This is a genomic window from Shimia sp. SK013 (assembly GCF_001292625.1).
Lineage (GTDB): Bacteria > Pseudomonadota > Alphaproteobacteria > Rhodobacterales > Rhodobacteraceae > Shimia.
Window position 1 is genome coordinate 60,536 of record NZ_LAJH01000010.1, and the last position, 13,710, is coordinate 74,245.

The 13,710-nt window shown below is 57.2% G+C and carries 14 protein-coding genes; 7 read left to right on the forward strand and 7 right to left on the reverse strand.

Annotated elements, in window-relative coordinates; all coding sequences use genetic code 11:
- Nucleotides 1–2: 2 nt before the first annotated feature.
- The 5 genes from thrC to SHIM_RS07910 all read left to right on the forward strand — a co-directional run bounded on the left by thrC (nt 3) and on the right by SHIM_RS07910 (nt 5,626).
- A complete protein-coding gene (gene thrC, locus SHIM_RS07890; RefSeq protein WP_054002176.1) occupies nt 3–1,391 on the forward strand; it encodes a threonine synthase in 1,389 nt (462 codons plus the stop codon).
- Entirely contained in the window at nt 1,388–2,650 is a 1,263-nt protein-coding gene (locus SHIM_RS07895) for a M16 family metallopeptidase (protein ID WP_054002100.1), read from the forward strand. Before thrC ends, SHIM_RS07895 begins: the two co-directional genes overlap by 4 nt.
- Nucleotides 2,650–3,240, forward strand: coding sequence for a GNAT family N-acetyltransferase (locus SHIM_RS07900; RefSeq protein ID WP_054002101.1), 591 nt, complete (start codon nt 2,650–2,652; stop codon nt 3,238–3,240). The genes SHIM_RS07895 and SHIM_RS07900 overlap by 1 nt, the downstream gene beginning before the upstream one ends.
- Before the next feature lie 136 nt (nt 3,241–3,376).
- Complete coding sequence (locus SHIM_RS07905; RefSeq protein ID WP_082358327.1) at nt 3,377–4,189, forward strand: MBL fold metallo-hydrolase; 813 nt, start codon at nt 3,377–3,379, stop codon at nt 4,187–4,189.
- A 33-nt stretch (nt 4,190–4,222) separates the two neighbouring features.
- Entirely contained in the window at nt 4,223–5,626 is a 1,404-nt protein-coding gene (locus SHIM_RS07910) for an FAD-binding oxidoreductase (protein WP_054002102.1), read from the forward strand.
- 64 nt (nt 5,627–5,690) lie between these two features.
- Here the strand turns inward: SHIM_RS07910 and SHIM_RS07915 are convergent, their stop codons facing one another.
- Nucleotides 5,691–6,230 (reverse strand): adenine phosphoribosyltransferase, encoded by a 540-nt coding sequence (locus SHIM_RS07915; protein WP_054002103.1) that lies wholly within the window; start codon nt 6,228–6,230, stop codon nt 5,691–5,693.
- A 305-nt stretch (nt 6,231–6,535) separates the two neighbouring features.
- Between SHIM_RS07915 and SHIM_RS07920 the strand changes: the two genes are divergently transcribed.
- Nucleotides 6,536–6,763, forward strand: coding sequence for a hypothetical protein (locus tag SHIM_RS07920; protein ID WP_241488817.1), 228 nt, complete (start codon nt 6,536–6,538; stop codon nt 6,761–6,763).
- 7 nt (nt 6,764–6,770) lie between these two features.
- On the opposite strand, the gene SHIM_RS07925 is transcribed toward SHIM_RS07920, so the two are convergent.
- The 4 genes from SHIM_RS07925 to SHIM_RS07940 form a co-directional block, all read right to left on the reverse strand.
- Nucleotides 6,771–7,400: a LysE family translocator gene (locus SHIM_RS07925; protein WP_054002104.1), complete on the reverse strand. Its 630-nt coding sequence runs from the start codon at nt 7,398–7,400 to the stop codon at nt 6,771–6,773.
- 66 nt (nt 7,401–7,466) lie between these two features.
- Nucleotides 7,467–8,342 carry an S-methyl-5'-thioadenosine phosphorylase gene (locus SHIM_RS07930; RefSeq protein ID WP_054002105.1) on the reverse strand — a complete coding sequence of 292 codons (876 nt, stop codon included), beginning with the start codon at nt 8,340–8,342 and terminating at the stop codon, nt 7,467–7,469.
- A gap of 117 nt (nt 8,343–8,459) precedes the next feature.
- Nucleotides 8,460–9,056, reverse strand: a complete 597-nt coding sequence (locus tag SHIM_RS07935; protein WP_241488818.1) for a hypothetical protein — start codon at nt 9,054–9,056, stop codon at nt 8,460–8,462.
- A 125-nt stretch (nt 9,057–9,181) separates the two neighbouring features.
- On the reverse strand, nt 9,182–9,601 hold the full coding sequence (locus SHIM_RS07940) for a hypothetical protein (RefSeq protein ID WP_054002107.1): 420 nt from the start codon (nt 9,599–9,601) through the stop codon (nt 9,182–9,184).
- A 113-nt stretch (nt 9,602–9,714) separates the two neighbouring features.
- Here SHIM_RS07940 and SHIM_RS07945 point away from each other — a divergent pair, with 113 nt between their 5' ends.
- On the forward strand, nt 9,715–10,578 hold the full coding sequence (locus SHIM_RS07945) for a M15 family metallopeptidase (RefSeq protein WP_054002108.1): 864 nt from the start codon (nt 9,715–9,717) through the stop codon (nt 10,576–10,578).
- Nucleotides 10,579–11,075: 497 nt separating this feature from the next.
- Here SHIM_RS07945 and SHIM_RS07950 read toward each other — a convergent pair whose 3' ends face one another.
- Together SHIM_RS07950 and parE are read right to left on the reverse strand one after the other, a co-directional pair.
- On the reverse strand, nt 11,076–11,729 hold the full coding sequence (locus tag SHIM_RS07950; protein ID WP_054002109.1) for a hypothetical protein: 654 nt from the start codon (nt 11,727–11,729) through the stop codon (nt 11,076–11,078).
- The gene (gene parE, locus SHIM_RS07955; RefSeq protein WP_054002110.1) at nt 11,726–13,681 is read right to left on the reverse strand and encodes a DNA topoisomerase IV subunit B; all 1,956 of its coding nucleotides are present in this window, start codon (nt 13,679–13,681) and stop codon (nt 11,726–11,728) included. The genes SHIM_RS07950 and parE overlap by 4 nt, the downstream gene beginning before the upstream one ends.
- Between the last annotated feature and the right edge of the window lie 29 nt (nt 13,682–13,710).

Here is a 13,710-nt window from a genome sequence, read left to right on the forward strand (position 1 = left end):
ACGTGAAATATATCTCGACCCGCGGAAATGCACCGGAACTGAGCTTTGAAGAAGCGATGCTGACAGGCTTGGCCCGTGACGGCGGACTTTATGTGCCTGAAACCATTCCGACGCTAAGCGCGGATGACATCGCGGCCTTATCGGGTGCGAGCTATGAAGAGGCGGCGTTCATCGTGATGCGGCCGTTCGTTGGGGACGCCTTCACCGACGAGGAGTTCAAAGGTATCATCTCGCGGGCTTATGCCAATTTCCGTCACGAGGCGCGCGCGCCTTTGGTACAGCTGGCGCCGAACCACTATTTGCTTGAACTGTTTCACGGCCCGACGCTGGCGTTCAAAGATTTCGCGATGCAGCTGATCGGTCAGCTGTTCCAGTTCTCGCTGGCGCGGCGCAATGAGCGTGTGACCATCGTCGGTGCGACATCGGGCGATACAGGATCAGCTGCGATTGAGGCGTTCCGCGGCTTGGACAATGTGGATGTGTTCATCCTGTTCCCGCATGGCCGCGTGAGTGACATTCAACGCAAGCAGATGACCACGCCAGAAGATGCCAATGTGCACGCACTGTCGCTGGACGGTGATTTTGACGATTGTCAGGCGCGTCTGAAAGATATGTTCAACGACTTTGATTTTCGCGATGGCGTCAAACTGGCGGGCGTGAATTCGATCAACTGGGCGCGGGTGCTGGCGCAGGTTGTATATTTCTTTACCTCGGCCGTGAGCCTTGGCGCGCCACATCGAAAGGTCAGCTTTACCGTGCCGACGGGCAACTTTGGCGACATTTTTGCAGGTTTCATTGCCAAGAAGATGGGGCTGCCGATTGAACGCTTGGTGATCGCGACAAACCAGAACGACATCCTGCACCGGACGATGGAAAGCGGCGCCTACACCAAAGAAGGTGTGACGCCTTCGATCAGCCCGTCGATGGACATTCAGGTAAGCTCTAACTTCGAGCGCGCGTTGTTTTATGCCTATGGGTGTGACGGCGGAGCCGTGGCGCAGTTGATGGACGAGTTGAACGGCGGCACATTTGCGATCAGTCAGGGCGCGATGGAAACCCTGCGTGACCAATTTGATAGCGGACGGGCTTCGGAAGAGGAAACCAGCGCCACAATTGCTGACGAATATCAGGCATGCGGAGAAGTGCTTTGCCCGCATTCCGCGGTTGGGGTAAAGGTGGGCAATGACCACTTGTCGGCCACGCCCATGATCACGCTAGCGACCGCCCATCCGGCGAAGTTCCCGGATGCCGTGGAGGCTGCGATGGGGGAACGTCCGGGGTTGCCGCCGCATATGGCGGATATGATGGACAAAGACGAAAGCGTGACCCGCGTACCCAATGATCTGGGCGCGTTGGAGACACTTATTAAAGAACGGATCGCACAGCGTTGACTGTTAAACTGCACACACTTTCAAACGGATTTCGCATCGTGACCGAGCATATGCCCGGTCTGGAATCTGCTGCCATCGGGATTTGGGTCAATGCAGGCGGGCGCCACGAGCGTCCCGAGCAAAACGGCATTGCCCATTTTCTGGAACACATGGCCTTTAAGGGCACGCGAAAGCGCAACGCGCTTGAGATTGCCGAGGCGATCGAGGATGTGGGCGGCTATATCAACGCCTATACCAGCCGCGAAGTGACCGCGTACTACGCGCGTGTCCTCAAGGATGATGTGGCGCTGGCGATGGATGTGGTGGGTGATATTGTCCTCAATCCGGTGTTTGATCCCGACGAGATCGAGGTTGAGCGCGGCGTGATCCTGCAAGAGATCGGTCAGGCGTTGGATACGCCGGACGATGTGATCTTTGATTGGTTGCAAGAGCGTGCCTATCCGGATCAGCCTTTGGGTCGGACGATCTTGGGCGAGGGCGATCATGTGCGTGGTTTCGGCAAAGGTGATTTGGCGGGATTTGTGAGGGAGCACTATGCGCCGGACCGGATGGTCCTTTCGGCGGCTGGCGGCATTGACCATGATGAGATCATCAAGCTGGCAGAAGCGCAGTTTGGCCATTTGAAACGCGGCCCAGCAATCACTTTGGCGCCCGCGCGATTTGCGGGTGGTGAGTACCGGACAGAAAAAACACTGGAGCAGGCGCATTTTGCGCTTGGTCTGGAGAGCCCGGATTATTGCAGCCCTGACATCTATACGGCGCAAATTTATTCGACCGCGTTGGGCGGCGGCATGTCCAGTCGCCTGTTTCAGGAAGTGCGCGAAAAGCGTGGGCTGTGTTATTCAATCTATGCCCAGACCGGCGCATATTCGGACACCGGCATGACCACGATTTATGCTGGCACCAGCGGCGATCAAATCGAAGAGCTGGCGCAGATCACCATTGATGAGTTGAAACGCGCCGCGGAAGACATGAACGAAGCTGAAATCGCACGCGCTCGTATCCAGATGAAAGCTGGCCTGTTGATGGGGTTGGAAAGTCCTTCCAGCCGCGCAGAGCGTCAGGCGCGGATGATCGCAATTTGGGACCGTGTGCCGACACTGGCGGAAACGGTTGAGCGTATTGATGCGGTCACAGATGCAGATGTACGTCGGTTTGCCGAACATATGGCCGTCGCGGCGCGACCGGCGCTGGCGCTTTATGGCCCCGTGGCGGATGCTCCGGCGTTGGAGGCGCTGCAGCAAAGGCGAGCAGCCTGATGTTGATCAACCGACGCAAGGTGAAGCTGGACACCGAGCGCATGATCTTGCGCCCACCGGTGCATTCGGATTTTCGCGAGTGGGCTGAACTGCGCTCAGTCAGTGCGGATTTTTTGATCCCTTGGGAGCCTATTTGGGCGGCGAGCCACTTGAGCCGGAAGAGTTTCACCAACCGAGTCTACTGGGCGCAACGCTCGATCTCAAATGATACAGCGGTGCCGCTGTTTCTGGTGCGGCGAGAAGACAACCGGCTTTTAGGGGCCATAACGCTGGACAATATCCGGCGTGGACCAGCCCAAGCCGGAACGCTGGGCTATTGGATTGGCGAGTCTTTTGCACGGTCAGGATACATGAGCGAAGCAATTGAAGCGGTGGTGCATCACGCCTTTCAGCGTATGGAGCTGAGCCGGATCGAAGCCGCCTGTTTGCCGGAGAACGTGGCGAGCCGAGGTGTTTTAGAGAAATCCGGTTTCAAATATGAAGGCGTCGCGCAAAGCTATCTGCAAATCAACGGGCGTTGGCGCACGCATGTGCTTTATGCTGCGCTGCGCAATGACCGTCGCGGCCGCACGACGGCAGGGCAAGTCTAGAGGCGTTTTCGCGCTTACTTCCAGACCTTTAGACGTCAAAGTTCTTTCAAACCACCGAAGTTGACACAGCTTTTGAAAACGGTGAGCGCGGTTTGGCGTTCTTTCTGCTATCCTGACAAAAAGGAAGGAGCGCCGGATGCGGTTTGTCTTGATACTTCTTTGTTTGTCGATGACCACGGCAGTGGCCGCGCAGGAGCGACGGCCGAGCCATTGTATCGCGCTGGCCCAAACGCCGGGTGTGACGTTTGTTCACAAAGCGTCTTATCGTGACCCGGTTGAGAAACACTCTGTTAGGATTAGCTATCTGAGCCACGCTTCTTTTCTGATCCAGAGTGATGACGGGATAGATGTGGTCACTGATTATACCGGATTTATCGGCGTGACAGATTTGGTGCCTGACGTCGTCACCATGAACCACGCTCATGACACGCATTGGACAACCAACCCTGATCCGGCGATCCCGCACGTGTTGCGCGGTTGGGGTCCCTACAGGCAAGGGATAGACCACCATTTGGATCTTGGCAGTATGTTGGTGCGTAACGTGTCCACAGATATTCGCAGCTTTGGCGGCGTAGAGGAAAAGGGCAATTCGATCTTTGTGTTTGAAGTTGCCGGGCTTTGTATCGGGCACCTTGGGCATCTGCATCACGAACCAAACGATGCGCAATATGCGGCGCTAGGGCGGCTTGATGTGGTGATGGCGGCGGTGGACGGCGGCATGAGCCTTGATACGGCGACTATGATGCGGGTTCTGAAACGCCTTCGGGCGCAAGTGGTGATCCCGATGCATTGGTTTGAGGATTGGACGTTGACCAGTTTTCTGACCGGGATGTCTGAGGATTATGTGATTGATCGCACTGAGGGCAACAGCCTCGAGGTGTCGCTCAGGTCTCTGCCTTCGCAGCCGACAATCAAGCTTTTGTACCCACGCTTTTTGCAAGACCCCTAGACGTTGCATGGCAGGACAATTACCCCTGTTGCCATGACATTGAATGCAGCCACTCCCGAGTTTGCCGAGCGCCTTGCTGCGCAGTTGCCCAAGGCGACCCTGAGCGCGCCAAGCGACGGATACCTGCAAGAACCGCGTGGGCGATATTTTGGCCAAGGGGGCCTTCTGGCGCGGCCAAGATCGACAAAAGACGTGGCAACGATTATTGCGGCCTGCAACGCCTCGCGCGTGGCCGTGGTGCCCTATGGCGGCGGTACGGGCCTTGTCGGGGCGCAGGTGATGCCAGACGGCCCGACACCGGTGGTCCTGTCGCTTGAGCGTATGAAGAATGTGCGCGCGGTCCATCCACTGGAGAATGTGATCGTAGCCGACGCAGGATGTGTGCTCGCGGACGTGCAAGCGGCGGCGGAGGCAGCGGAGCGGTTGTTTCCGTTGTCTTTGGGAGCAGAAGGGTCCGCGCGGATCGGTGGCAATCTGTCGACCAACGCAGGCGGCGTAAATGTGCTGCGCTATGGCAATGCGCGTGACCTGTGTCTGGGGCTGGAGGCAGTCCTGCCCAATGGCGAGATTTGGAATGGCCTGACGCGCCTGCGCAAGGACAATACGGGCTATGATTTGCGTAATCTGATGATCGGGGCCGAAGGCACGCTTGGGGTGCTCACCGGCGCCGCGTTGAAGCTGTTCCCGCGACCACGGTCTGTGGCGACGGCGGTGATGGTGGTTGGAACGCCGCAAGCGGCGTTGGAATTGCTGGCACTGGCGCGGGAGGTGGCGGGCGAGAGCGTCAGCGCGTTTGAACTGCTACACGGGCAGGGTATGAAGTTTGTGCGCGACACGCTGCCGGATGTGCGACTGCCCTTTGAGGCGAACCCAGAGTGGTCAGTGTTGATCGAAGTGGGCATGAGCCGGGAGGCCGATGCAACGCTTGAGGCGCTGTTTGGTGCGGCCATGGAAGCCGACCTGGTCAGCGACGGTGTGATCGCTCAGAGCGAGGCACAGCGAAGCGCGCTGTGGAGCCTGCGAGAGCACATTCCAATAGCCAACAAGGCGATTGGGTCAGTGGCGAGCCACGACATATCTCTGCCATTGAGTGAGCTGCCTGAGTTCATCGCCAAAGCGGGGGAGCAGGTGGCGGCGATGGGGCCCTATCGTGTCAACTGTTTTGGGCATCTGGGAGATGGCAATCTGCACTACAACGTGTTTCCCCCAGAGGGCGAAAGCCGCGAGACTTATGATGACCGCCGTCACGCGGTGAGTGGCGCCATCTACGATCTGGTGCACCAATTGGGTGGGTCTTTCAGCGCGGAACACGGCGTGGGTCGTATGAAAGTTGCGGCGCTTCAGACTTATGGCGATCCAACCCGCTTGGCCGCCATGCGCGCGATTAAAGACGCGCTGGACCCGAATGGGATTATGAATCCGGGTGTCATCCTGTGATTGGTTCTGTTTGAGGCCCCTCGTAGGCGCGTTGACGAGTGGATAAAGAGGGTGGGCACCGTCTTTACAGGCCGTCGAACTCACACAGAACGTGCACATCCATGCCCATGTCTTCGAGTTTCTTGCGGCCGCCCAACTCAGGCAGGTCGATGATGAAAGAACATGAGATGATCTCGCCGCCAAGACGTTCGATCAGCTTGATCCCTGCCTCAGCTGTGCCGCCTGTCGCCAAAAGGTCATCCACAACAAGCACTTGTTCACCAGGTTGAATTGCGTCGTCGTGCAACTCAACGATGGCTTCGCCATATTCGAGTTTGTACTCTTGACTGATCGTCGTGCCAGGCAGTTTGCCTTTCTTGCGGATCGGAACAAAGCCAACCGAAAGCTGGTGCGCAATCGCGCCACCTAGGATGAAACCGCGCGCCTCAAGGCCGACAACTTTGTCGATCCGCGTGCCCGCATAGGGATGCAGCATTTGGTCGATCGCCATTCGGAACCCGCGCGGGTCCGCGAACAAGGTGGTCACGTCGCGAAACATGATGCCCTCGTGAGGGAAGTCCACGATGGTGCGGATGTAGTCTTTGACGTTTGCGCTTTTGGGCATGCCGTTCCCCGAAGATTAGTTACGGAGGCAGCTTTGACAAATGCGAGGCGCAGGCGCAAGGGGCCTGTCGCGTAACGGCCTTATTGGCTGCGGAAGCGGCGCAAGCGGTACATGGTTTGTGCCAACCAGTTTGCGTGCGGTTTGTGCCAGTCCATGCGATCGCGGACGAGAAGATGTTTGGCTGTGTTCAAATTCATAAAGATGCCCTCAAAAAAAACTGCTACGATGTATTATTGCTTTGCTTTGTATAACTAATGTATATACGCGGCGAAGGAAAATCAACCTTTTGTGACGGGACCATCGATTTGGGAAAACACGACGATACCTCGGATGAAACGATGAATGCCAAATCCAAACAAAAGGTTAAGGATAAGGCCAGACGTAAATCAAAGAAGGACAGCCAGCTGGTTTTGCGACTGGACAAAGAGGAGCGGGATGCATTTGTCGATCTGTGCAAAGATCTCGACACCAGCGCTGCCCGTGAGATCCGCCGCTTTATTCGCGAGTTCATGAAAGAACACGCTGAGGACTAAGTGGTCTTTAAGCCGCCCGCCTCAGGGTGGCTGTCAGAACCCCCATTCCAATCAAAGTGATGCCGCCCGCCCGGGTGAGCCCGCGCATAACAGCGGGGCGCGAGATGCGGGCCCGCAACCGATCCGCGAGCAGAGCGTAAGCCAGAGCGTTTACGGCGGCAAGGATCACGAACGTGCTGATAAGAATGATAAATTGCATTAAAAGCGGCTGCGCGGGTTGGATGAACTGCGGTACGAAGGCGATGAAGAAGCCGATGCTTTTGGGGTTTAGCGCAGTCACTGCGGCAGCATGGGTGAAAACGCCTTTGGCAGGCATTGACCCCGCAGTTGCAAGGTCGCCGAGCGTGGCTTGATTGGCACTGCGCAGCATCTTGACCCCGAGCCAAACCAGATAAAGTGCACCGACCCATTTCAGCATCATGAAGGCGGTGGCGGAAGCCATGACGATGGCGCCAAGTCCCAGCAGGGATGCTGTCATCGCGACGAGATCCCCAAGAGCAACACCTGCTGCGGTGGCAACGGCCACGGAGCGCCCTTGGGTCAAAGCATAGCTTAGCACCAACAGAATGGTGGGGCCGGGGATCAATAGAAGCGCGGTGGAGGCGGCGACGAAGGTCAGCCAGAGGTCTAGGGGCATGTCACGAGGGCCTGCGGTTTATGTGCAGGCCCCATCAAGCATTGGTTTTTTTGTGCTGTCCAGCGCCTAGGCCAGAACACGACCTGCCACAGCATCGAGCTTGGCCACCATATCGGGGTCGCGTTTGTCGGGCGCGGTCAGGATGGCGAATTCAAGCGCGCGGTCGCAACCGTGCTCGCAAGGTGCGCGGTCTACACCCAGAAGGTCGGGCAAACGACGTACCATGTCACGGGCTTTGTCGGCATTTCCCATCAAAATCGCAATGATTTCAGACACATCGACCTCGCCGTGGTCGGGGTGCCAGCTGTCATAATCCGTGACCATCGCCACGGAGGCGTAGCAAAGCTCGGCTTCGCGGGCGAGTTTGGCTTCGGGCATGTTGGTCATGCCGATCACATCCGCGCCCCAGCTTTCGCGGTACATTTTGGATTCCGCCAAAGTGGAGAATTGGGGACCTTCCATCGCAATATATGTCCCGCCTTTATGCACAGTGATTCCGGCGTCTTTGGCTGCCGAAAAGCAAGCCTGAGAAAGGCGCGGGCAGGTGGGATGTGCGACGCTGACATGGGCGACAAGCCCGGGTCCAAAGAATGATTTTTCACGTGCGAAGGTACGGTCAATGAATTGATCTACAACGACAAAATCACCGGGCGCCATGTCGTCTCGGAAGGAACCTGTGGCCGACACAGAGATCACATCTGTCACGCCAAGACGTTTCAGCGCGTCGATGTTTGCGCGATAGGGAACGGACGAAGGCGTGTGCACATGACCACGGCCATGGCGCGGCAAAAAGGCCATTTTCACGCCGTTCAGGCGGCCTGTGAGGATCTCGTCTGAGGGGGTGCCAAAAGGGCTATGGACGGCCTGCCATGTGGCGTCTTCAAGCCCATCGATGTCGTAGATGCCGGAGCCGCCGATTACGGCGATCATTGTTTCTGTCACGGGGTGACTCCCTGTCTTTTTTGTTGGCAGAAGTCTTGGCCGCGGGGGCGCGGAAATGCAACAAAAAGGCTGGCTGTATCGCGTCGGTATGACGTCGGTATCGCGACAGTGTCATTTTCAGCGGCAGATGCCGCGAGTTTGGGCCTTGTCCCAAGGCAAAATCACCTGATCCGGTTTGGGAAGACTTTGGGCCGGAAAGACTTCTTCGACCAGTTCGGTGAGGCGTCTGGTGCGCGGGGCGTCGGGATCGAGCAACACGCAACAGAGGTATTCTTCGACAACGCTGGCCTGTTGTTCATAGGCGTAGGTCAGGAAATTGGCGTCCTCGGTGACCTCAAACAGATAGGGATCGTCGGTGATCTGGTGTTCCTCGGCGGCTTTCCACGGAGAGTATCCGGTCAGGTCGCGGTTCTGCCATTGCCAGACGTGCACCATTTCATGGGCGAAATACATCGCGGCATTGAGGTTAATCTTGTCCGGATAGGCGGGCATGTAGTTCGGCACGGACCAGTTCTCGGATGTATAGAGATGGTTCCAAAGCACGACGCCTGCCGGCGATGTGGTGACCGGGCCGGGTGTGGGCGGCGGAAAGATACGTTCGCGGCAGGCCAGACGCGGGCGGGTCTGTCGGGTGAAAGTGGCCACGCCAAGCGGGGCGTTTTTGGTGATGCGCACGGGGTCGGCATCAAAGGAGCCACCGGCAAGATCGGCCATGAACGCGCGTTCTGACTCCGTTAGCGGGCGGCCACAGGAAATCAGCAAAAGGCAAAGAAGAAGCAAGGTCGCGCGCATGGGGTGAGCCTAGCATTGCAGCGGCGTGGAGCAAGGCGGGAAATGCGCTATTTCGGGGTGGTGATCAGGCGGCCGCCGTTGAGGCATTCGCGAAGGTGAAAATTGTAAAAATTGCGGTCAACCTGCGCACCTGCGGCAGAGCCGATGGTGCCGCCGATCATGCCAAGTGCCTCGGCCTGTTTGCGGTCGCGGGTGGCGACGTAGCCGGTTTGTTCACCAAAGGTCACACCGGTTTGTGCGCCTTGGATGCGGCCACCGTCGGAGGCGGCGGCGCGGGCGTATTGGTCACAGAACAGCTGTGTGCGGGGTTGGTTTTGCGGCCATTGGCGCGGGGTGGGGGCTTGGCGCGGTTTGTTGAGCGGCACGGAGAGGTGGTTGTTTTGATGGCGCACAGAGTCCTTGCGGGCCTGCGCGAAGGCGTCTGTCGCGGGGAGAAGGAGGGCGAGGATGAGGGCGAGGAGGCGCATGGGGGAAAGGTAGGGGGGTTTTGGAAAGGGGGCAATGCGCAGCGGGCAAGTTTGAATTCTACTTTGAGGGTAAATATGCTACAATTACTCCCTTTTAGAGAGGTGGATTTGAGATGTTTAAATTATCGCGCGCGGGCAACAACATGCCCGCAGAGGTTCAACGTTGGCAATATTTCCTTTTGAAACGCGGCATTGTGCAGGTTGGCGTGGTGGATTCTTCCTTTGGGGGGAACACCGAACTGGGCACCAAAATCTTTCAGATGGAACAAGGGTTGAGCGCGCATGGTCGAGTCGATGAGGAGACTTTGGCAGCCGCTGAGGGGGCGGGATATAGTATCCTGAACGGCGACTATTATGCCCAGCGATCTTCGTCGACCTGGCCGCCGAAACCGTCGGGGCTTGCCTCGCCGTCCAGCGCGTGGCGCAACCAGTTGTTCAAATGCTTTGAGTTCCTGCAGAAGCCTTTGCATCAACGCAGCAGCAAAGAGTCGATTGTCATCAAGGGCAGCTGCGACGGGGCGTTTAACGATTGGGAAGAGGAATTCATCACCAACGTGCCGGATGACCGCATGCAGTTTGCGGCGAGCTACAACGGGTATTTCCGCTGTCACAAATACGCCAAGCCCGCGATTCTGGGCCTGATGGACGCCTGGGAAGAGGCGGACCTGATGCATTTGGTGATCAGCTATGCCGGGTGTTACGTGTCGCGCTACATTCGTGGCGGTGCGCCCGACGGATCGGGGGGGCATTCAACTCGCCAGAGCAGTGCAACCACGAAGTTGAGCAACCATTCGTTTGGCTCGGCTTTTGACATCTGTACCACGTGGAACTGGCTGGGCGACCGACCCGCGATTTGCGGACAGACCGGATCGGTGCGCGAGTTGGTGGAGATCGCCAACGCGCACGGGTTTTACTGGGGCGGGCATTATACCAACCGCAAGGACGGGATGCATTTTGAGCTTACGGAGGTGAGTTAGGGAGGCGGCGAAGGAAGGCGCGCGGCGGGGGCATGTGGACGAGGATGGCGAGGAGTTTGGCAGGGTGGGCGTGATGCTCAATGTTGAATACGTATTTTACGCTTGCAGTAGGTGAGTTGTTCATCTTTAGATTGTTAATCATTCGTTAAGGAAGATTAACATGAAGGCTTTAATTATCGCAGTTGCTGCGATTTGTTCGACAACTGCCCCAAGCTTTGCCTTGGCGCAAAACGCACTACCTTCGATCACAATCGATGGCACGGTGCATCATGGCGGGGGATGTCGAAAAAGTTCGCCTCCGGGCCAGTGCTGCCACGCAGGATCCAAGCCACTGCATTGTCATTGATAAGGGTGACTTCCGGTTGAGAGCCTATGCGGAATGCAAAGCATTCCGCCGCGCCCGACCCTCCCCCATGGGAGGGCGCGTTCCGCACCCACCCTCGGGTCAGGCGCTACTAGCTGATTTGCTGGCAGGCCCAACGTTACCGTCCTAGACTTTAACTTGTGGGGGCGGTCAGGGTGATTTCGGCTACAGCGCCTTTCTCATGAGGAAACTTTCTTGGTTCAGCCTCCTCAAAGTCTATTTTTGCAGAAAACAGAGCCTTGATTAGAGCATTGTAGGCCGCTTCGTTTGGCAATTCGGAGTTCCTGGACACCAATACCCCGCAAGCCGGTAATTGTCTGGGGCCAAATAACATTGGGTGAGACGTACTCCATCCCGCTTCTTTAAAGGATGCGGAAAGGTCACTAGAAAGTGTCGCGCCATTTGCATAAGTTCCGTCTCGGCTTATAGACACGCCGCACCCTGCAAACGGCTTTAATGCAACGGTAAGTCGTTTCTTTCGATCTTCTGAGAGAGTTCGTGGCGAAAGCTCTAAGAGATTTTGCTTCAGATCCTCGACCGTAGTTACAAGTTCGTCAAAACGGCGTTTGGCATCGTCAGGCGAACTTACGTCAAGTTTACTTTTAAAGTCGTTCAGTTTGTTTTCTGCAAGTTCAAGTTGAGCGTCTTTGGTAGCTAAGCGCTCACTGGCTAAGTAGCGCGCAACAACAAATCCGCCGAAAAATGAAAGAACGGACAAACCCAAGAAAGAGAACGGTGCGTTCGAGAGAACCGACCATTCAACCTGCAGAAACTCAACAAATTTCAAACATCCAATTCCTCCACAAACCGCGCGTTTTCCTGGATGTATTGATACCGCTTCTCGGGCTTTTTGCCCATCAGGTCGCTGACCAATTCATCGGTTTCGCCGGGCTCGTCTTCGTCAATTGTGATGCGGATCAGCTTGCGGCTTTCGGGGTTCATTGTGGTGTCTTTCAAATCCTTGGCGTCCATTTCCCCAAGACCCTTGAAGCGGGACACGTCGATGCGACCTTTGCCGCCGATGCCTTTTTCCAGCCACGCGTCTTTTTCGGCCTCATCCACGCAATAGACCCGCTTGGCACCCTGCGTCAGACGAAACAGCGGGGGGCAGGCCATGTAGAGGTGGCCGGCGTCGATCATCGGGCGCATCTGGGTGTAGAAAAAGGTCATCAACAGGGCTGCGATGTGGGCGCCGTCGACGTCCGCATCGGTCATGATGATAATCTTGTCATAGCGCAGATCGTCGACATTGAACCGTGAACCAAGGCCGACGCCAAGTGCTTGGGTCAGGTCGTTGATTTCCTGATTGGTGGTGATCTTGGAGCCTGCGGCGCCCAGCACATTGAGGATTTTGCCGCGCAGGGGCAGCAGCGCCTGGGTTTTGCGGTTGCGGGCCATTTTGGCGGAGCCGCCCGCGGAGTCGCCCTCGACGATAAAGAGTTCCGTGCCGTCGCGGTTGGTGGCGGAACAATCCACCAGCTTGCCCGGTAGGCGGAGTTTCTTGGTGGCGGTTTTACGTGCGGTCTCTTTTTCCTGACGGCGTTTGAGGCGTTCCTCGGCGCGCAGCACAAGGAAATCAAGAATGGCGCCAGCGGATTTGTTGTCAGCCGCAAGCCAGTTGTCAAAGTGATCGCGCACGGAGTTTTCCACCATGCGTTGCGCATCAACCGTGGCGAGGCGGTCTTTGGTCTGGCCGACAAATTCCGGCTCCCGGATGAAGCAGCTGACCAGCGCGCCGGCGCCTGTGGTCAGGTCTTCGCGGGTGATGGTCGCGGCCTTTTTGTTGTTCACCAACTCGCCGTAGGCCTTGATGCCTTTGAGGATCGCGGCCCAGAAGCCGGCCTCGTGGGTGCCGCCTTCGGGGGTGGGGACGGTGTTACAATAAGATTGGATGAAGCCGTCGCGTGAGGGCGTCCAGTTGATGGCCCATTCAACTTTGCCCGGCGCTTTGAATTTCTCGAAAGACACGGTGCCACAGAACGGGGTGTCGGCATAGGTGGTCGCGCCGGACAGGGTTTCGTTGAGGTAATCCGCAAGACCGCCGGGGAAGTGGAACTTGGCCTCCATCGGGGTGTCGCCATCGACAATCGCAGTTTTCCAGCGGATTTCGACGCCGGAGAAGAGATAGGCTTTGGAGCGTGCCATCTTGAAAAGGCGGGCGGGCTTGAGTTTGAGAGACCCAAAAATCTCGGGGTCGGGATGAAAGGTCACGGCTGTGCCGCGTCGGTTGGGGGCGGAGCCGATTTTTTCGAGCTTGCCCTGTGGCACACCTCGGGAAAATTCCATCGCGAAGAGTTCTTTGTTGCGGGCCACTTCGACGCGCAGGTGATCTGAGAGCGCATTCACAACCGAAGAGCCAACACCGTGCAGACCGCCTGAGGTTTCATAGCTGTCGCCGGAAAACTTGCCGCCCGCATTCAATGTGCAAAAGATGATTTCAAGCGCGGATTTCTTGGGATCCTTTGGGTGTGGATCGGTGGGGATGCCGCGCCCGTTGTCGCGCACGGACACATGGCCGTTCTCGTGCAGCTCGATTTCGATCCACGTGGCATGACCTGCCACAGCCTCGTCCATCGAGTTGTCGACGATTTCGGCCACCATGTGATGCAGCGCGCGATCGTCCTTGCCGCCGATATACATGCCCGGGCGCAGGCGCACGTGCTCCATGTCTTCGAGAACTTGAATGGAGGAGGCGTCGTATTCTTTGGTTTTGGTGTCGGCCAAAAGGTCGTTGGACATGCTGTGGCTGCTCTTATTGGTGTTGTTTG